Source organism: Paenibacillus sp. KS-LC4, assembly GCF_036894955.1.
Taxonomy (GTDB): Bacteria; Bacillota; Bacilli; order Paenibacillales; family Paenibacillaceae; genus Pristimantibacillus.
This window is the reverse complement of the sequence record NZ_CP145905.1, coordinates 379,636-399,594: the sequence shown is the minus strand read 5'-3', so window position 1 is coordinate 399,594 and position 19,959 is coordinate 379,636. Positions and strand designations below refer to the sequence as shown.

15 protein-coding genes are annotated in these 19,959 nt (G+C 48.0%); 6 read left to right on the top strand and 9 right to left on the bottom strand.

What is annotated here, in order from left to right; all coding sequences use genetic code 11:
* The first annotated feature begins 61 nt into the window (after nucleotides 1–61).
* The gene (locus V5J77_RS01790) at nucleotides 62–913 is read left to right on the top strand and encodes a hypothetical protein (RefSeq protein ID WP_338554079.1); all 852 of its coding nucleotides are present in this window, start codon (nucleotides 62–64) and stop codon (nucleotides 911–913) included.
* Between the two features lie 96 nt (nucleotides 914–1,009).
* Here the strand turns inward: V5J77_RS01790 and V5J77_RS01785 are convergent, their stop codons facing one another.
* Nucleotides 1,010–1,222: a TM2 domain-containing protein gene (locus V5J77_RS01785; protein ID WP_338554078.1), complete on the bottom strand. Its 213-nt coding sequence runs from the start codon at nucleotides 1,220–1,222 to the stop codon at nucleotides 1,010–1,012.
* A 208-nt stretch (nucleotides 1,223–1,430) separates the two neighbouring features.
* Here V5J77_RS01785 and V5J77_RS01780 point away from each other — a divergent pair, with 208 nt between their 5' ends.
* Nucleotides 1,431–2,045 (top strand): TetR/AcrR family transcriptional regulator, encoded by a 615-nt coding sequence (locus V5J77_RS01780; protein WP_338554077.1) that lies wholly within the window; start codon nucleotides 1,431–1,433, stop codon nucleotides 2,043–2,045.
* A 37-nt stretch (nucleotides 2,046–2,082) separates the two neighbouring features.
* On the top strand, nucleotides 2,083–3,300 hold the full coding sequence (locus V5J77_RS01775; protein WP_338554076.1) for an MFS transporter: 1,218 nt from the start codon (nucleotides 2,083–2,085) through the stop codon (nucleotides 3,298–3,300).
* A 119-nt stretch (nucleotides 3,301–3,419) separates the two neighbouring features.
* Here the strand turns inward: V5J77_RS01775 and V5J77_RS01770 are convergent, their stop codons facing one another.
* Nucleotides 3,420–4,274, bottom strand: coding sequence for an AraC family transcriptional regulator (locus V5J77_RS01770; protein ID WP_338554075.1), 855 nt, complete (start codon nucleotides 4,272–4,274; stop codon nucleotides 3,420–3,422).
* Nucleotides 4,275–4,439: 165 nt separating this feature from the next.
* Here V5J77_RS01770 and V5J77_RS01765 point away from each other — a divergent pair, with 165 nt between their 5' ends.
* Nucleotides 4,440–5,738: an alpha-glucosidase/alpha-galactosidase gene (locus V5J77_RS01765; RefSeq protein WP_338554074.1), complete on the top strand. Its 1,299-nt coding sequence runs from the start codon at nucleotides 4,440–4,442 to the stop codon at nucleotides 5,736–5,738.
* A gap of 185 nt (nucleotides 5,739–5,923) precedes the next feature.
* Here V5J77_RS01765 and V5J77_RS01760 read toward each other — a convergent pair whose 3' ends face one another.
* Nucleotides 5,924–6,781: a class II fructose-bisphosphate aldolase gene (locus V5J77_RS01760; RefSeq protein WP_338554073.1), complete on the bottom strand. Its 858-nt coding sequence runs from the start codon at nucleotides 6,779–6,781 to the stop codon at nucleotides 5,924–5,926.
* A gap of 564 nt (nucleotides 6,782–7,345) precedes the next feature.
* Between V5J77_RS01760 and V5J77_RS01755 the strand changes: the two genes are divergently transcribed.
* On the top strand, nucleotides 7,346–8,650 hold the full coding sequence (locus V5J77_RS01755; RefSeq protein ID WP_338554072.1) for a hypothetical protein: 1,305 nt from the start codon (nucleotides 7,346–7,348) through the stop codon (nucleotides 8,648–8,650).
* Nucleotides 8,651–8,964: 314 nt separating this feature from the next.
* Here the strand turns inward: V5J77_RS01755 and V5J77_RS01750 are convergent, their stop codons facing one another.
* From V5J77_RS01750 to V5J77_RS01740, 3 genes are read right to left on the bottom strand one after another with little or no spacing between them, the layout of a single operon-like run.
* Nucleotides 8,965–10,104, bottom strand: coding sequence for a toxic anion resistance protein (locus V5J77_RS01750; RefSeq protein ID WP_338554071.1), 1,140 nt, complete (start codon nucleotides 10,102–10,104; stop codon nucleotides 8,965–8,967).
* Between the two features lie 39 nt (nucleotides 10,105–10,143).
* Complete coding sequence (locus V5J77_RS01745; RefSeq protein WP_338554070.1) at nucleotides 10,144–11,832, bottom strand: VWA domain-containing protein; 1,689 nt, start codon at nucleotides 11,830–11,832, stop codon at nucleotides 10,144–10,146.
* 13 nt (nucleotides 11,833–11,845) lie between these two features.
* Nucleotides 11,846–12,592: a hypothetical protein gene (locus V5J77_RS01740; RefSeq protein ID WP_338554069.1), complete on the bottom strand. Its 747-nt coding sequence runs from the start codon at nucleotides 12,590–12,592 to the stop codon at nucleotides 11,846–11,848.
* Nucleotides 12,593–12,974: 382 nt separating this feature from the next.
* Between V5J77_RS01740 and V5J77_RS01735 the strand changes: the two genes are divergently transcribed.
* The gene (locus V5J77_RS01735; protein ID WP_338554068.1) at nucleotides 12,975–13,877 is read left to right on the top strand and encodes a class I SAM-dependent methyltransferase; all 903 of its coding nucleotides are present in this window, start codon (nucleotides 12,975–12,977) and stop codon (nucleotides 13,875–13,877) included.
* Between the two features lie 64 nt (nucleotides 13,878–13,941).
* Here V5J77_RS01735 and V5J77_RS01730 read toward each other — a convergent pair whose 3' ends face one another.
* The 3 genes from V5J77_RS01730 to V5J77_RS01720 form a co-directional block, all read right to left on the bottom strand.
* Nucleotides 13,942–15,093: a response regulator gene (locus V5J77_RS01730; RefSeq protein ID WP_338554067.1), complete on the bottom strand. Its 1,152-nt coding sequence runs from the start codon at nucleotides 15,091–15,093 to the stop codon at nucleotides 13,942–13,944.
* Nucleotides 15,074–16,903, bottom strand: a complete 1,830-nt coding sequence (locus tag V5J77_RS01725) for a histidine kinase N-terminal 7TM domain-containing protein (RefSeq protein ID WP_338554066.1) — start codon at nucleotides 16,901–16,903, stop codon at nucleotides 15,074–15,076. The genes V5J77_RS01730 and V5J77_RS01725 overlap by 20 nt, the downstream gene beginning before the upstream one ends.
* A 159-nt stretch (nucleotides 16,904–17,062) precedes the next feature.
* Nucleotides 17,063–19,861: a glycoside hydrolase family 3 C-terminal domain-containing protein gene (locus tag V5J77_RS01720; protein ID WP_338554065.1), complete on the bottom strand. Its 2,799-nt coding sequence runs from the start codon at nucleotides 19,859–19,861 to the stop codon at nucleotides 17,063–17,065.
* Nucleotides 19,862–19,959: the final 98 nt, after the last annotated feature.

The following is a 19,959-nucleotide window of genomic DNA, read 5'->3' as shown; positions in this document are numbered from 1 at the left end:
TTATGCTAAACTGGTTGTACCTAAAACAATTTAGCCGGAATGACGGAAAGGCGGGAATAGGATGGAATATGCGTTTGTAATTGAACCGCAAAATTACCAGCCCTTTGAAAATGATGAGCAGCAGGTTGAGAAATGCCAGGAGTGGGGCTTGCTCTCAGGGAAAGCCAGCAAAACAAAAACCTTTTATTATAAAGGCCATGGTCTGAATATCGTTTGCAGCATTATCGGTTTCGTCGATAAGATGACCGCCGTCATACAGCTAGGTAACGATCAGTTGCACTGTATCCACCCTTCGTATTTGAAAGAAATGCAAGCGGCTGGTTATGGTGCGAAGCAGGCGGCTGGTGTTGAGGCTGACGAGGCTAGCGAGGAAACCGCAAGTAATGAAATAGAAGCTGTTGAAGCCCAAAATATCGAAAATGGCATTACCGTTAGCAGCGATTCCGCGGCTACTGCCAAGAGCGATAGGGGCTCTGCCAAGACGGTCGAGGAAATGCTTGCGGAGGCAGGCTTTGCAATCGACTCGGTCGAAAGTGCAGCAGCAATTCCAGAGGCAGTAGAGCAAACGGAAGAAAAGCCGAAAAGCAAAGCCAAAAAGGAAAAAGCGCCGAAGCTTGAGCTGCCGGAGGATAAAGTAAAAATGATCGCGACCGTTAAGGAGTTTACGACGGTGCCGAACCATTTTTCGGATAATGATGATGAGGTTGTCATTTATGAGGCCGTGTCCATTACCGATCCAGAAACGCCCGTGGGCGAAGCCTGGTCCAGCCACAGCGCCACGCTCAAAAAGCAGGAGCTGGAAATTGGCGATATTATCACCTTCGAGGCTAAAATCGTCGCCAAAAAGCTGACCAAGCATCCCGTCGCTTACAAAATCAACAACCCTGCGAAAATTAAAAAGGAAGAGGCTTGATTCTACCTTCCACTGCTACACAGCCTGCTTAAATACGTGGACGCAAAAACAGAGCTCCTATGAGCTCTGTTTCCCTTTTAACGTATAAAAAGATTATTAGGCTTTAATTTGACGGCCTTCCGAATCTTTAAATGCCCCGCAAATGATCATAATCAAGTCGATTAGTGTCCAGATACCAAAGCAACCCAATGTAATCAGCATCAAAATACCTGTACCCACTTTTCCCGCATAAAAACGGTGAATGCCAAAAGATCCTAAAAAGAAACATAATAATATTGCTGCTACAAAATTTTTATCACTCTTTACCACTTGAAAATCCCTCCATTATATATTCTACTCTTCCATTATCGGCATTTGGTCAGAAATTCTTTACATATAAACTGTATTTGTTCATAAAATTTTTGGCAGTTTCTTAACTATAAAACCTTCTTCATCTCTCATTTGCATTTCCCCTTTATATTTTGCTATTATTATAGAACGAACGTTCAGTATAATTAAGAGGAAGGGGCAGCCCCTCATGAATAAGAAACAGCTGCAAAGCGAACAAACGAAGAAGAAAGTCGCAAGCGCCGCACGAGCGCTTTTTGCCCAGAAGGGCTATAAAGGCACTTCGATTGAAGATATTGTAGAGGCGACCGAAAGCAGCAAGGGCAATATTTATTACCATTTTAAGAGTAAAGAGGGCTTGTTTCTCTATCTATTAGAGGAATGGGATTTGGAATGGGAGCAAAAATGGAACGAGCAGCAGGCGCGCTATGAGACGTCCACCGAGAAGCTCTACGCCATCGTTGAGCAAGGGGTGATGGATGATTTCAGCCACCCGCTTACGAAAGCGGCAGATGAATTTTTCAATCATGAGGAGAAAACGAGTGAGGTGGAGAAGCGAATGACGGCCATGATCGACCGGCATTTGGAATTCAACAAACGCCTTATTCAGGAAGGCATTGACCGAGGCGAATTAGAGCCGATGCAGGTTGAACATTTGGCGATCATATTGGAAGGCTTGTTTTTCGGCTTGAATCAGCTGTCCAGACGCTCTTCTACGATGGATGAGGTTTTGACCATTTATAGAACTGCTGTAAAGGTCGTCCTTCACGGCATCGCAAGCACCAAAAGCGAGCAAGCCCAATGATTAAAGCAGCCTAGATCAGGATGAGAGGATTTTGAACATGTCACTACTACTACGAAACAGAGGGGCTATACTCCTTCTGATGGGCAATATTTTGCTCGTATTTACAGGCATCGGACTCGTGATTCCCGTTATGCCGGCCTATATGCGGGAGCTGGATTTGAATGGAAGCATACTAGGCTTCATGGTAGCGGCCTTTTCCCTAGCCCAGCTCATATTTTCACCGCTTGCAGGCAGACTTTCCGATTCTATCGGTCGAAAAAAAATGATTGTAGCTGGCGTCACGCTGTTCGCCCTCTCGGAATGGATGTTCGGCGCGGTCAGCGAGCCGTGGCTGCTGTTTGTTTCTCGCATCCTTGGCGGAATCGGGGCCGCCTTCAGCATGCCTTCCATTATGGCCTATGTCGCTGACGTTACTAGCGACGAAGAACGCGCCAAAGGCATGGGCTACATCAATGCCGCGATTACGACTGGGTTTATTATCGGCCCAGGCATCGGAGGATATTTGGCCGAATTTGGTGTACGGGTGCCCTTTTATGCAGCGGGAATTGCCGGCGGTGTTGCCGCCATTGTTACACTGCTCGTTCTGCCAGAATCCAAGCCGAATCCAGCTCTAACGCCTGCCGCTTCAGCTCTTTCTAAGACCTCGGCCTCGGCTGATGAGCCCAGCTTTATGTCCCAGCTGCTGTCCTCTTACAAACAGCCCTACTTTTTCAGCTTAGTCATCGTGCTTGTCGCTTCGTTCGGGCTTGCGAACTATGAGACGGTATTCGGCTTGTACGTTGACCATCGCTTCGGGTTTACAGCAACCGACATCGCTTTTATTATTACATTCGGCTCCATCGCTGGCGCGGTTGTACAGGTAACGATCTTCGGCTGGATTTTGAATCGGTTTGGCGAGCAGAACGTCATTACGTGGTCTTTGTTTATTGCGGGCCTATTCGTTCTGCTGATGCTGTTGACAAACAACTACTGGATGGTATTTGTCGTCACCTTCTTCCTGTTCCTTGCCGTCGATATTTTGCGCCCAGCCATAGGCACCCAAATTTCAAAAATGGCTAATGATCAGCAAGGCTACCTCGCTGGCTTGAACTCCGCTTTTACGAGCTTAGGCAACATTCTTGGACCAATCGCTGCGGGCGTATTGTTTGATGTGAATATCAATTTCCCATACGCCTCCGCTGGTATCGTGCTTCTGCTGTGCTTCCTTCTGTCCATGCGGGCAGGGAAAAAGAAACGGGCACCGCTTCGCGGCTAACGCCGGGCAGGTTTTGGCTTAATTGCCAATGCCCAGCCCTTTTTCATTAAGGAATATGTGCATATGGTGGACAGGCATCCTCGTATGCATAATCGAATATTACCCCATTAACCCCTCGCTTAAAGCTTGCCCTGCTCCTCCAGCAGCTCTCGCGTTCGGCGCGGCGATTGGCCAATAACCTTTTTGAACATTTTGGAGAAAAGGAAGGGATCGGTGTAGCCGACCGAGCGTGAAATATCACTCACGGACAGCTGCGTGCTGCTCAGCAGCTCTACCGCCCGATTCATTCGAAATTGCAGCAAAAAGGCTTGCAGCGACAGGTCAAATTGCTGCTTGAACAAGCTGGACAAATAAGTCCGATCCAAGCCAACAGCCTGAGCGATTTGCTCAACCGTTGTTTTTTGGCTGTAGTTATTTTCGATATAGGTGATTGCTTCGTTAATATAGGTTTCCTTGGAGTTGGCACGCAGCGACTGCTCCTCTGCTAATGCAGGCTCTGCACATTCTATTAATTCACCGATTAGACGGTATAAGATGCTCTGGTACAAAATGTCCCGACTGCCCATTCCATGGGCAGCCACAAGCTCTTGGTGGCTGGTCTCGAACCAGCTGGCGCCCTTTGCACGAAAGATCGGCCGCGTCACACTAAGCCCGGCCCGCTGCATAAAAGCTCTGGCATGAAGCCCGTCAAAGCCAACCCACGTATATACCCAAGGATCAGACTCATCCGCTGTATAATGAACAATCGCACCTGGCGTTATGAGAAAGCCCTCGCCTTGTGACAGCTGGTAGGCTTCTCCCCCGGTACTAAATTCACCTGAGCCGCTAATGACATAATGGATAATATATAAGTCGCGCAAGCCCGGTCCCCAGCTATGCAGAGGCTCACATTCTTCCTTGCCGAAAAATCGCAAAAGCAGCTCCATCTGCCGCTGCGGCGTCTCCTGAATATGTCTGACCTCGGTCAGAGACATAGGGCATCCCCCCTCATTATGACAGGTAATAGTATAGTGGATCAAATGAAACCATGCAATGAAAAGGCATTATGACAGGTTTTTCAGGAATTACTCCATGTTCCCAAGGTCTCTTCAGGACTATAGTTAAGGAGTCAAGGCTATTCATAAACGGAGGCGAATTCATTGGCGAAAATTACATTCCTTGGTGCGGGCAGCACTGTTTTTGTGAAAAATGTATTGGGTGATGTCATGCTTACAGATGCTCTGCAAGGCTTCGAGTTAGCTTTGTTTGATATTGATGCGGGACGGCTGCGTGAATCTGAGCAGCTGCTGCTGAACATGAAGGAATCACTCGGAAGCAGCTGCGTCATTAAAGCGTATACCGACCGCAAGGAGGCGCTTCGCGGAGCCAAATATGTCGTCAATGCCATTCAGGTTGGCGGTTACGATCCTTGTACGATAACCGATTTCGAAATTCCGAAAAAATACGGCCTACGCCAAACCATTGCCGATACAGTCGGCATCGGCGGTATTTTCCGCAATCTGCGCACCATTCCGGTCGTACTTGATTTTGCAGCAGATATTCAGGAGGTTTGTCCAGACGCCCTGTTCCTCAACTACACCAACCCTATGGCTGTACTAACGAATGTGCTCATTTCGCAAGGCGGCTTGCAGGCTGTAGGACTTTGCCACAGCGTACAAATTTGTGTACCGCATCTATTCGAGCATTTGGGCATTGATACAGCAGGTGTCAAAACAAAGATCGCTGGCATTAACCATATGGCCTGGCTGCTGGAAGCAACGAAGGACGGCGTAGACCTGTACCCGGAAATTAAACGTCTCGCAGCGGAAAAGCAAGCTGAGAAGCATCACGATATGGTGCGTTACGAGCTCATGTTGAAATTCGGCTATTATGTAACAGAATCCTCCGAGCATAATGCGGAATATCATCCATACTTCATTAAAAAGAATTATCCAGAGCTGATTGAACGTCTTAATATTCCGCTCGATGAGTATCCGCGTCGTTGTATTGAGCAAATTAAAGGCTGGGAGGAAAGACGGGACTCGATGCTTGGCGATAAAAAGATTGAGCATACGCGCAGTCATGAATATGCCTCGCATATTATGGAAGCGATGGAGACCAATAACCCATATAAAATCGCCGGTAACGTCATGAATACGGGTTTGATCACGAACCTGCCAAGGGAAGCCTGCGTCGAGGTACCTTGCTTGGTCGACCGTTCCGGCATTTCTCCAACCTTCATTGGTGACCTTCCGCCACAGCTGGCAGCGTTAAACCGCACAAATATTAATACCCAGTTGCTCACGATTGAAGCCGCTAAAACCTTGAAGCGCGAGCATATTTATCATGCCGCTCTGCTTGACCCGCATACGTCGGCGGAGCTGTCTATGGATGATATCGTCTCACTTTGCGACGAGCTGATTGAAGCGCATGGCAGCTGGCTGCCAGCGTACCGATAAACCAAAAGAACGGCATAAGGCAAGGTGAAACGGCTAACGCCGTCCTTTGGCGGCGCGGCGCATTTCAGTCCGAGAAATATAAGCCTATTTATACATGTGAAACTTATAAATGCTTACCATTCAAAAAAGGGCCAGTCCAACTGCACGCAGCAGCCGGACTGGCCCTTTCTCATTTATATATGAGCTTACGCTTTGTTGGAAGATCCGAACTCGCGCATTTTACCCATAACCGTATTTTTGATTGCATCGCGGCCTGGAGCCAAAAATTTACGTGGATCGAATACTTCCGAATCCGAAGTCAAAATTTCGCGAGCAATTTTAGTGAAGGCGATTTGGTTCTCTGTGTTCACGTTGATTTTAGCTGTTCCAAGGGAAATGGATTTTTTGATTTGCTCAGTAGGGATACCCGTACCACCGTGCAATACCAATGGCAGCTTGATCGTTTGGCAAATTTCTTCCATTTCTTTGAAGCCCAGGTTTGGTTCGCCTTTGTAAGGACCGTGAACGGAACCAAGTGCTGGAGCCAGACAATCAATCCCTGTAAGCTCAACCAGTTGCTTACACTCTTGTGGATCAGCGTAGATAACGCCATCAGCAATAACGTCATCCTCTTGTCCGCCAACTGTTCCCAGTTCAGCTTCAACAGAAATGCCGCGCTCGTGTGCATATTCAACCACTTGCTTCGTTATTTTTACGTTTTCTTCGAATGGCGAGTGGGAAGCATCAATCATAACAGAAGTGAAGCCAGCGTCGATTGCTGCCTTACATTTCTCAAAGCTGGAGCCGTGATCCAAGTGAATCGCAACTGGAACTGTAATTTTCATTTCCTCGATTAGGGATTTAACGATTGCAGTAACAACCGTGAAACCGCCCATGTAACGAGCTGCGCCTTCAGATACGCCCAAAATAACTGGGGATTGCTCTTCTTGAGCTGCGCTCAAAATAGCTTGCGTCCACTCCAAGTTATTAATGTTGAATTGACCAACTGCGTAACCTTCTTTTAAACCTTTGTTCAACATATCTTTCATCGAAACCAATGCCATGATAAATCCTCCTTCAGTGTAGTTGCAATTTAATGAATAGAACTTTCAATCATGCCCATTGATCTACTGCTTAAAATCACGCTCATAAACGACAGACATACAGGCATGAACGGAATAAATTTATCCTTGTTCACATTCCTCATCTAATACTACATGTTATCATATTTTTTATTATAAGACTACCTATGGAGAGGTTGAATACTTTGTGTTATTTTCTTGAATGACTTGTTAGCGCAATCATTCGTACAAATCGAGCAAGCAAACCTCATTTCATTATAAGCGTTTCATAAAACATTATATTTTAAACCTTATTACGGAAATAAGGGTAATGGCGTCTATCGGGTAGAGCATCTGAGCTCCGGTAAAATCCATATTGGGCAGGAGGAGGGTTTCATCTTGGTGATTTTGCGTAGATCATACAAAATGAAGGTACCCGGTCGAGGTCACTTGACTAAAGTGCAGTCTCATAGAAGAAGTGAAAATCGTATTTATAGTTGGACATCTAGTTCCGATTAGATGATACATTCATAGAATATAGTAATATTTCAGAGGAAGGTGAACAATTTGGAGGGTAACAATTTCATAATCGGACCACCTGGTCCGACCGGACTTACCGGACTGACTGGACCGACTGGACCGACTGGACCAACAGGACTTACCGGCCCTACAGGACCAACGGGGGTGACTGGTCCGCCTGGACCAATGGGACCTCCCGGAACACCGGTTTTAACAGGAACAGGTGATCCTGCATGCGCGATTGGAAATTTGGGCGATATTTATATTGATCTCTCCACGGGGAATACCTTTTACAAGCTCGCTAAACCAGTTCCTCCCATACCCAGAACGGTTCCTCAGGCAACAGGCAACACGCTTAATGTGGGTTCGACAAGAACGTATACTACAATCGATGCCGCTTTAGCCGCGGCTAACCCAGGCGACAGACTACTGCTGGATGCGGAGACCTTTATCATTACAGCCACGATTAATGTTACCACGCCTGTGACCATCGAGGGACAAGGAATGGGACTTACGACCGTGATTACGACTACGAATACGGTAGTCAATATATTTTATGTCACTGTGCCCAATGTTGTTTTCCAAAAAATGTCCATTATACAGAACTTCCCTATGGTTTTAAGCGTGGAAACCGTTATTTCATTTAAAAATTTATCGGCTACGGGTTTATATGTCGACCAATGCGAAATATCCGTATGCGAATTGGGTATTGCCGTTATAGCAAAGGAATTTCAAATAACGAATTGCAGCTTTACCTACGCTCCTCTTGCTTCGAATCCGAACGGATATTTCTATATCAATATTTCCTCTACCTCTGGCCAAAGCTTTATTGACGGCAATACTTTTGTATCTGCTGCAACCAATACGAATTGCAGATTTATTATCATCACCAATATTACGGCTAGCTCTGGAACTCTCCGGGGGGATTTGGTAGTAAGCAATAATACTCAGGACCCTGCCTCACCTGCTACGCTCAGGCATTTACTAGTAATGGAAGAATTTGTGGGAACGGATTTTGGATTGTATTTTATTAAAAACACCACATCTAAAGAAGGAAATGTGCCTGTCCTGCTGTTTAACGCAGACTTGAACATCTTTAAATTTATTGCGGCTTACGGAAATATACTTCAAAACACTGCCGGAAAAGGGTTCATTGGTATTGATTCCAGTTACATTGGTACAACGAATATTTATAGTTCGGACAATCAGTTTGCCTTGAGTTCCTTTACAACGGGATGGGCCTCGGCAACAGATGATCCTTTAAGCCCTGTTGTGGGATACAATACCACGGCAATTCCGACTGATCCAACCCTCCCATTGAATCCTTGTTATTGGCTTATGCTTCAAGCATGATCCCCTACTGATTACCCCATAAGTCATAAATAACGTATCCAGAAACGAAAAATGCAGGGACAGCCAATCAATAAGCATGACATAGACGCCTATTGTGATCATTTTGAACTTCATTGTAAACCAATAAACCTTCGGTCAAAATTGCCAGCGAATTAGCTTAGTGTTCTGCATGGAATACTGGCAGTATAATAGCGGCTGCTTCATTCTATAAAAAATCTCAAGATGTGTCCATGCTGTGAAGCGTCTCCCAAACGACAAAAAAGAACAGGAGCGCATCCCGATTTCTAGCCGCCGCCCCTGCTCTTTATTCATTTCTATAGCCCCAGCTTCTGCCCCTTCTCCAGCCGCTGAATTTGCACCTCGCCGGTATCCGCCAGCTCTCTGAACTGCTGAATCGTTTGGCGCATTTTAGGCAGCGCCTCCTGCTTGTAGGTGCTGATGGAATCCATTGCCGAAAGCACATCGGCGAAGGCCGTCTTGAGCGTATCAACGGAGATATTCGCTTCCATCGACTGCTTTTGAATCGCTGCTCCTTGGTTTTTCAGCATTTTGGAGGTGCCGCTGATCAGGCTGTCGGTCGTCTGATTCAGCAGCTCGATTTTTTGCAGGACGATTCGTTGATTGTAGAGCGCGCTTGCTACAGTGACGGAGATTTTCAGCGCCGACACGGTGATGTTCCTCGCTCTGTCTACCCCGCGGATCAGCTCCTTGTTGTTGCGTATCACAACCTCAATCGCCATAATGCCCTGCTGGTTCACGACGAGCATTTGCTGCAAATCCATGACGCGCTGGCGGAGCGGGAACAGCACCTCCTCCGTTATGAAGCGGATTTTATCCTCCGACTCCTGACGTGCCTTGGCGGCTGCAATCTGCGTTTCTATGCCCTCATCCATCAGCATGCCGAGTTGAATTTCCTTTTGCAGCTTTTTCGTTAGCTCGCGAAGCGCATGCTGTTCCAGTTCCAGCGTGGTGTTGTCATTTTTAAGTATCGTACTGCCTTTGTCCAGCGATAAAATAATGCCCGAAATGACCGTATCCGCCTTCTGGTATTTGGCAAAATAACGACGTAACGGATTAAAAAACATACCCAGCACGCCGCTTTTGGCAAAATCGACGACGCTCGGGTCCAAATCCTTGAGCTGGATGTGCAGCTCCGTCAAATCTTTCGCCACTTGGCCGCCCTCGTCGCCCGTTTGAGACAAATTGCCGACCGCCACCTGCAACAGCGCATTTTTCTCCGAGGATGATCTCATCGACTGAATGCCAAACTGGTCAATAGATTGCAAAATCGCTTTCCGCTTTTCCAGCGAATCCAAATCCAGCTCCAAAATCGACGATACATTGCTCGTCGCCAGCTCCCGCAGTTGGGCGACCTCCTCAGGCTCAGGCTTCACCTGCTCCTCAATGACCGATTTCAGCTTCTCCTCACTGACTACTTCCATCGTAAATGACATTGCAACCCCTCCTCTTCAACCTATATCCGCCATATAAACTTACATTTGAACGTTTAGCAGGTTACCAATTTTATAGACGACATCGTCGGTATCGGCGTTGATGCTTGCCGCCTCATTAATGCTTGAAATGCTTTGCAGCGCCTTAATATTCGCATTGTAGCCAATCGTATAAATCGGAACCTTGTACGTTTCTATGAGCCCTTTAATATCCTTGAGCGAATGCCCTTCATTCGTCTCCCCATCGCTTAGCACAAAAATGATCGGCTTCACATCCGGATTGACGGCGAGCTCATCCTGCAGCATTTTTAGAGCGACTACAATGCCATCAAAGGTGGCCGTTCCTCCGCTCGCCTGCAAGCTGTTGATCGCACCTACAAACATGGATTGCTGGTTAGTGTCATATTTCCCAATTGGCAAGTTGATCGCAACGTCGCTGGAGTACGATACGAATCCGATGCTGTTGCTCCTGCCCAAAAACTTCTGCCCCTTGAGCAGCGATTCCTTCAAGCGATTAAGCGGCTCCCCGCCCATGCTGCCCGAAATATCGGCTACAAAAACAGCGGCAATCGGCTTGCTGCCATCCTTCTTCTCCTTCCAAAGCTTCTGCGCCGCTGCCAGCGTCTTGCCTTTCACGGCTTCCATCTCGGATCTGTAGTCGTTCAGTCCATTAAAGCCCTTTTCCTCAGCGCTCTTCTGGTATTTTTCCTGTGCGACAAAATCAGCAAATTTCTTGATAATATCCTGCTTATTCTGGGGCAGCTTGCCTAGCGCATAGAGCGGGCTGTCATGCCTCACGCCAAACGGCGTAAACACGTAGCCGCTCTGGAAATCCGCCGCGTTTACATAGGTTTGATACTCCAGTACAAAGGCATCGAGCATCCCCGTCTTGGCGGCCTCACGCATTTGCAGCGTAGTAGAAGCAAGGAATGGCACATTGGCCTGAAACTTCTCAAAGCCCTGCACCGCCTTCTCTCCCAGCAGATTCTGGCTGTCAAAGGTTGCAAGGGCCGTCACCAGAAAATTGAGGCCCGTTGAGCTGGCGAAAGGGTCGGTATAGCCCATGGCCACCTGATTGCTTGCAATCGCATCGGTGAGCGTCTTCACATTGAGCGCGCCATATTCGGCAATCAGCTCATCGTATTTTGCTTGAGTAGACACAACGCCAGCTACATTGCCTACAAGCCGTTTAGACACGAGCTTCGTTGGAACGCCGCTCGCCGCTACCATTTCACCCCATAGCTCATTGGACGGGGTGAAGGCGTCGGGCACATATTTGCCTGAACGTATATAATCGGTTGCGGTGCCTGAGGCAATATTACGGATTTTGACCGAGACCGTCTTCCCGTTCACTTTAATCTTCGCTTGATTAAAGGCGGTGGCCACCTCGTTCAGCCAGCCATCCATATCCGTACCCGACTTCTCGGTCGAGGAAAAAATCTCGACAAATTGGTCTGTGGTGTTTGTCACCGATACGGGAAACTTTGAAATATCCGGCAAGGAGTCCCCGACATCGGCAGGATCAAGATCGATTTGTCCTTTAATCGGCTCCGCTGTCGTAACTGAAATGCCTTGATAAAGCTTATTCAGCTGCTTGCCCGCATCCTCCGATGAAATCTGCGTATCCGTCTTGCCTATGTTCGAGGTCAAGTTAATCCCAAAATAAACGAGAGCAAAAACGACAAACGCAATAAGTGCCAAGACTACAAAAGCTTTTCCTTTATTCGCCATATGCTTCACCTTCTTATTGTTGATATAATTTGGTTTGCTTAATTAATACATCCAGCTCCTTCATGCAGGGCATTTCCTCGACCGCCTTGTAATCCGCACTCCCTAGCAGTGAAATTTCGAGTGCTAAACGATCCAGCTTCAGCAAAATCTCTTCATTCGCTCCCAGATAACCGGACACGTAGTCCAGATATTGCTGGTAAAGCTCTATTTTTTCCTGCATCAGCTTATTCGAGAATATCCTCGCGCTCCGCTGCCGTTCCAAGGAGGCAAACTCATTGGCATCAAACACGCCGAGCTTATTCAGCATGGCTTTAATATTCAAGTAAAAAAGCTTCTCGACCTCAGCGATGACGGAGTCGAATTTCTTGTAGCTGATTTCCGTCTGCTCAAATCTTTGGCCGAGAATATCGGATAAGATCGCTCTCTTCTTCGCTATTCGCTCCAATTGGTCGAGGGACAGTGCGATATCCTTATGCAGTACTTTAACGTTTTTGTAATAGGAAAGCGCCGCCATAAAATCCTCGCGTGTGGCAATCGAACCGATCTGCGGCACAGAGGCGGGCCTAAGCAGCAGCATATAGCTTCCATAGGTCAGAGTCAGAAAGCTGCTGACCAATAAGGTTACGCCTGATGCGGTTGCAAGAACACTTTCACCCCCTATGACTACCCCGACGAGTCCCGGTGACAAAATAACAATATTTAGAGCGACAACGCCGCCTATGAGTCCGAGCAGCTTCAACCATTTCGAATTATTCCCCATAAATAATTCCTCCACGAATGCGGTAACTTGTTTCTATTTGTAAAAGCAACAGCATCATTTGCCTGTATATTTAATTTTAACAGAGAATAACCGAACAAGCTCCTAAATGTTGCTAATATCTCTTTAGATTCTATTTATACTCTAATTACTTCCACGTTATTTGTCCGGTTCCATTTTATTTTCGGGCTTGTCTTGGGACACGGCGCGGTGCTTGAACCCACGGTGATACGGCTGCCGCCGTCCTCCGACGACGCAGCACGTTTCGTACCGAGCAATAATGAGCAGTTGCTTTTCACTGCATTAAAGGTTATTGTAGATATACAGAGTCTTTAAAGTCTGCAATATGAAGATCATAATATAATCAGGAGAGGAATGAAGGGATATGAAAAGCGATTTGTTTAATGCAGCTATATGGGAGAAAGCCTGGACGGAGGACCCGAATGCGACGGGCAATAAAATGAAGAAGGCCGGCATTGGCCGCACGTCCTTTGACCATAAAGCAAAAGCCTTTAATGCAGAGGTATTCAGTGAAGGGGGAAGACACCGCAGCGAGCGCATTATTCGCTGGATAGAAGGGCAGGGCGTCGACTTCCAAGGGCTGTCTGTACTCGATATTGGCGCTGCCTCGGGCGGCTTCACGGTTCCTTTTGCCGACAGGGGGGCGCGGGTGACGGCTGTAGAGCCTAACGTTCCGCTAAGCGAGCTGTTCGTAGAGAATACAGCAAGGTTTGATCAAGGACAGATCGAACTCGTGCATGATGTGTTTGAGGAGCTGGATCTTGCGGCAAGAGGCTGGAGCAACGCCTTTGATTTCGTATTTGTGTCCATGTGTCCGGTCATTGTCGATTGGGCAAGCGTAGAGCGGGTACTCAGCACGGCTCGCAAGTATTGCTACATTAGTGTAGGCGCAGGGCCTAGAGAGCATAGTCTGCTGCAAGCTGTCCTTCCTTTGCTGACAGGCAAGGAGGTTCATCCGGAAAGCTCAGATACGGCCTACTTGACCCACCTGCTCTATTTGAAGGGTTATTCCTTCCAATCCATTATTACGAAAGAAACCAAATCGACCGAGTCCACTTACGAAGAAGCAATAGAGGAGGTCATGCAAGCGCTGAAAACCCATAACTTAACTCCTGATGTGTCTGCCCGCCAAATCGTTACGGAATATGTACACCGCACTTATCCGGATGGCAAAGTGATTATTCATCAGAGCGGGCGTTATGGCAAGGTGCTGATTCAGCTGCAGGAGCTGAATATGTATACACGACCGGAAACCGTTAAAGCTTAAATCAGCTTAAGGTCAGTGCAGGTATGCGTAGCTCCGCGTAGGTTACGAGCATCATTTACATTATTTAGCGATCAGATAATGCACCGACAAGAGAATCGTATAGGAGGAGCAGTTCTTTGGATGGACGAATGCCGAGCTCTTTTTTGATCAGTCTCACATAGTCGGTGTATTGAGCCGTAAGTCCCTTCTTGTTTCCGTCCTGCGCATGCTTGCGGAGCAGCAGGCTCAGAACGGACTCATCAAGGGGATTTTGTGCATATAGCTTCAGCAGCAGCTTCGACGCTGCTGCCGTATTGGAGAGCACGAAGAGCGCCTCCACTACATTTTTGACGAACGAGGTGTATATTTCCGCCAGCCGATCCGTCTCGTGTATAGCCCAGACGTAAGCTTTGCTGCCGAACAAATCCCCCGTGTAGAGCCTTTCCGCGTTCAGAGCGTCCTCCATATTAACGGCATCAACCCTTTTACAGTTGCTTGTTTGACGCTCAAATTCCTCAAAATCAATTATCGCATCGGCTAGCTCCAGCGCGTAGCCGTCATTTTCCGAGCGAATAGCATCCCGAAGCGCTAACGGCTCTAATGACTTGCGAAGCTGATAGACCGTCGTATTCAAATACTTTTCTGCATTCAAACTCGTCATGCCGGCGAAAATATCTGCAACGAGCCTGGCACGCGAAATTCTGCGGCCACGGTTCAGCAGCAGGTAGGCAAACAGCTCGGCGCATTTGCTGGAAATCCATTTCACGCGTCCCCGTTCATTTTGCACCGAAAAGTCGCCTAATGCTGTGATTCTGACCCGATTAGGGTTTTGAACGAGAGCGCTGCCCGTCGGGGTCGGGGAATCACCTATCCTTTTCCTGCCCTCCAGTGCACGATGAATCGTCCGCTCCAGCCGCTCCTGCGTTACGGGCTTTACCAAATAATCGAGCACCGAAAGCTCAAAAGCATCCACGGCATAATCTTTATGCGAGGTAACGAACACAATTTGTGTTTTGCAGCCTTCCCCATCCAGCTTGGAAGCAAACGCAAGCCCGCTGTCGCCCGGCATGGAGATGTCTACAAACGCCAGCTCGACATCGGTATTTACAGCGAGAAAATCGCCCGCCGCATGCGTGTTCACGAATGCCCCAACGATTTGCAGTTCCGTGTATTTCTCCAGCATTTTACGCATAATTAAATGCATGACGGGTTCGTCATCAATTAAGATGACCTTCATAAGCTTTCACCACCGTTTCCTCACTGTCACTTTCAGTCCTGCTGCTGACGGCCCCTGGCAATGTAAATCGGAATGTCGTTCCTTGCCCCTTAGAGCTCTCAAATCGGAGACTGCCGCCATGCATGCGGAGAAATTCCCGGGTCAATACGAGGCCAAACCTCATTTCGCTTCCGTCCCTCCCACTTGCCAAGCCAGGCTCCTTGAAAAAGAGCTCATCATGACGCAGCAGTCGCGCCGTCTCCTCATCAATCCCGCTCCCGTTGTCGCTAATGGATACCGTTACCTCATTTCGCTCAATAGAAGCGCTGATCTCAATTTCCCCATTCATATCCGTATATTTAATCGCGTTGGACAGCAAATTTCGAAAAATCAAGTCCAGCATTTCTTTATCGGCATTCACCGTCAGCCTCTCGCCGATAAGCTCGGAGATTTGAATGTTCTTCATCGCCGCCCGAGCCCCTGCCAGTGATAAAGCTTGGCGCACAACCTGCTGCAGATTCCAGTCCTGCGGCCGAAACGCAACCTTGCCATTTTGACTGCGATACCAGTCCAGCAAATTATCGACGAGATGGTAGGTACCGCGTACCTGCCGCCTGATCTCTTGAAATACCTCGGCGCCGGCAATCTCAGTTTCTGCCGGCTCCTCGCCCAGCAGCTCGGTTAAGCTGACGAGAAGGGCAATGGGATCGCGAATATCGTGAGCCATAACGGTGAACAGCTTATCCTTAAAGGCGTTCAGTTGGGACAACTGCCGAGATTTTTCACGAAGTCGCTCCTCATTCTCCTTTAGCTCCGTAATATCGCTGAACATCAGCATTTTACCAATCGGTGTCGTCCCCGTGTCGTAAATATACGTTAAGCTGCAAATGTAATACATTTGCCGGACACCTAGCAACCGCTGGAATGAAAAACGTGCATCCTGGAAATCCGCTGCGGATATCCGCTGTAGCAATTCGGGGCTAGTCGATAGTATGTCCATGCCGATGGCAGGGAGGCTCTTCGTTTGCATAAGCTCGGGAAACACTTCTTCGGCTGCAAGATTATGGTTTACAATTTGATTGTCATAATCCAGCAGCACCACACCGTCACGAACGGTATCAAACATTTTAGCATAAGCAAGCGGCGTTAATCGGAGCAAGCCAAACCTAAAAATGCCCCAAGCATACACGACACCAGATACAGCGAATCCAAGCGGTGTAAAGTCAATAATCGCATTAAACATATAGCCAATATTAAATAGCATCGGTGCAGCCGCTCCGAGAATTAAGAGAACAATCTGCTTCCGCACAATGGGCAACGCTCGTATATACATCGGAATAAACAGCAAAATGCCCAGCAGCAAAATCGTATAATTATAAACGCCATGCACCGAATACCAAGGGCCTTTTATAGTATTGTACAACGGAACGGTATCTTTAGGGTTCGGAAAATAGGCATCGTATACAAGATGATGCCATTCATTAGTAAGATGCAGAAGAAATGTGACCGAAGGAATGAGAAATAACAGCAGCGCAAGCCACTTTCGGTGAGGGGCTGCAAGCCCGGTAAACTGAATCACCATAAGCAGCCAGAAGGCGGAGACGAAGGGGATGCCTAAATATTCGAACTGAAGCGACAGCTTTACGCCATCCAAGGTAACACTCAATATTTCAAATGCATAGCCAAGCGCATAGCAGGACGCCGCTGCCATCATGTAAACCATCGTTCTCGCCACCTGCAAATGGCGTTTCCGATAGGACAGTACCAACACAAACAGCATCAGCGCCGTCGCTAAGCATAGTAATACTGACATCCACAATCTCGTATCCACGACGGAACCTACCTTTCATTCGCTCTTTAGAGCATCTCGTCTATCATTCGACAAAATAGGTAAAAATCCTTGTAAAGCCCCGACCGGGATTGGTCGGGGCTTTGAATTAGGCTATTTATTTATAATTGCTGTCGTACCTGCCTCTGAACCTGCTATACCCTACACCTGTTTAAACTCAATCCACTCCAGCTGCAAGCCTGGCTTGATAAATTCCAGCTTCAGCTCATAGAAGCCTGCTTCGAGCTCCACCTTCACAAGCTTCTGTCTGATCCATTTGCCTTCGGTTCCATTCGTTTGAATGGTCGTCATCAGTTGGTCGTTCAGCGTTACATTACAAGCACTTTGCGCCAATTCCGTCTCTGGCGACATCAGGCTGACAATAATTCGATATTGCCCAGCTTGATCCACCCGTATAAAGGTCGATTCGACCGCAACAGGCTTAACCTGTGCATTTTGCGAAAGCACCTGCACTTGCTCTGAGGAAGCCCCCTTCCCAAGCGAAGCATTCGCCTTGAACGCTTCAACCGTCTCTACGATTTCATGCTTTCTCGAAAATACAGGCGCGTTCATAATAAACGTGCAAATATTCATCGCAGAGCGCTGCAATTCACCGCGGGTCAACGTACCATTTTCAAGAGATTCAATCGTATTGTCATCCCAGCCATTGATTTCCGCACCGTAGTTCGGCACCACCATGTACAAGTCGTTTTGCGCACGAACCATCCAGTTCGTCAGCTTGCGATCTGCTGGCCCGCCAACTACGACATCGTTCATAATCGCCCACCAGTCCGTCATCACAATGCCTGTGAAGCCCCATTCGCCGCGAAGAATCGTCGTATTCAGGTCATAATTGGAGGCGGCCCAATGTCCGTTGATCGGATTGTAGGAGGTCATAATCGAATTTGCACCGCCCTGCTTCACGGCGATTTCAAAGCCTTTCAAATAAATTTCACGCAAAGCGCGTTCAGAGACAACCGCATCGACCTTGCTGCGATGCTTCTCCTGATTGTTACAGGCAAAATGCTTCAGCGTGGCGTTAGAGCCGCCCTTCATAATCCCTTTCGTACAAGCTGCCGCAAATACACCCGAAATGAATGGATCCTCTGAAAAATATTCAAAGTTCCGTCCATTAAGCGGACTCCGGCGTATATTTAGACCAGGCCCAAGCAGCGTATCAATGTTGTTTCTTAATAGCTCCTTGCCTTCCATGACATATAGCTCTTCGACAAGCTCCGTATTCCACGTAGCCGCGAGCAAGGTGCCGATGGCGACCTGAGTCGCCTTCTGACCGCTATCCATCCGAATGCCCGACGGACCATCTGCTGTACAAGCAACGGGGATGCCATAATTGAACAGCTGGTCGCTGACTCCGCCGAAGGCTGACGCTGTCCCCGATGTAACGAGCGGGCTGCTCATGCCCTCGCCTCTGACGATTGCCGCTAAATCCTGATCGCTAAGCTGCGCGATGAAGCTTTCCATACCGATCTTGCCCTCAAAAACATCCCTTAACGTATATCCCTGATTGCCCGTCTGCGCCAGTGTTGCAGGAAGATTGCTCTCAATCCGTTTAGCCATAGAAGCTTTCCGCTGCGGCACCTCTACAGTGATGAGCTCATACGAGCCATCTGCTTTCCGAGCACCCGGCTTCATTCTCGTGAAGCTTTCCGTTGGAGCCATTGCTTCTTGCAACTGCTCCACAACTTGGAGAGCATCCACGACATAGCCATTTTGGCCCTCGACAGCCACTTCAGCTACCTTTTTCACACTCGTTCCTACATATATACGGTAAGTGCCTGCCTCAAGCACATAAGCGGAAGCATGACCCGTCACACCAGCGTCATCATAAGAAGCCATCGCAGAAACTGGGAAACTCACCGTAATTCGCTGCGATTCGCCTGGCTGAAGCCATTTTGTTTTGCCGAATGCGGCCAGCGCTTTAGCGGGTTGACCCAGCTTGCCTTGCGGCGCTTCATAATAAACCTGCACCACTTCTTTACCCGCGAAGGCAGCTCCCGTATTCGTCACGTTGACATCTACTTCTACGTATGGCTCTCCTGCATTAGTGATCAGCCTTGCATCCTCCGATTGGAGGTCGAACGACGTATACGAGATGCCATAGCCAAACTCGAACTGAACCTTATCCGGGCAAAACGTCTCAAAATAACGATAGCCCACATAAATATCTTCCTCATACACGTTTTTAAATTCATTGCCATAATTGCGGGTCGATGGATAATCGTTGATCGAATAAGCGATCGTATCCGTTAATTTACCGCTTGGCGTTACGTCTCCAGCCAGCACATCGGCAATTGCATTTCCGCCTTCCATACCGCCCTGCCAGGAATAGATGACACTCGCAATGGGATGCACGTAGCTGTCATCGTTCAGCCAGCTCATGTCTATAATATTTGATACATTAAGCACGACAACGGTTTGTTCAAAATAAGCCGTCACCTGCTTCAGCATCGCTTTTTCTTCAACTGTTAATTGATAGCTTCCAGATTCATCGGCATTGTCCTGATCTTCGCCCGCTGTACGTCCAATGACCACAACAGCCTTGCTCGACTTCCGTCTAGCCTCCGAAACCAGCTCATCCGCTAAAGGCATTTCCTTCTGGTGCCATGGCTCAGCCGCCCAGCCGCCTCCGCCGTTATCGAATGGATTTTCCTCAATCCATTTCTCATAAACAGCGGCCAGCGCTTCATTGACGGCAACGTTATTTTTCCCGCGAAGCCCGTCAAGCAAATTTGTTGTATAAGCAACATGAACGCTGCCGCCCGAGCCAGTGCCGCTGCGATAATAGTTCACCTGGGTTCTGCCAAAAATAGCAACGTTGTCGCCATCCTTAAACGGAAGCACCTGTCCTTCATTTTTCAATAATACGGCGCCCTCTGCGGCTACCGTCCGGCTGAATTCTGCAAAGCCCTCTAATGGCACTCCAATATGCTGTATGCTCAATTGATTTCCTCCTGTTCCTCTCAAGCCTCTATATCCACCCTCTTACTATACAAGCTACCCTTCTATAAAAGCAAAATCTCCCAGCTATCCTAAATTAA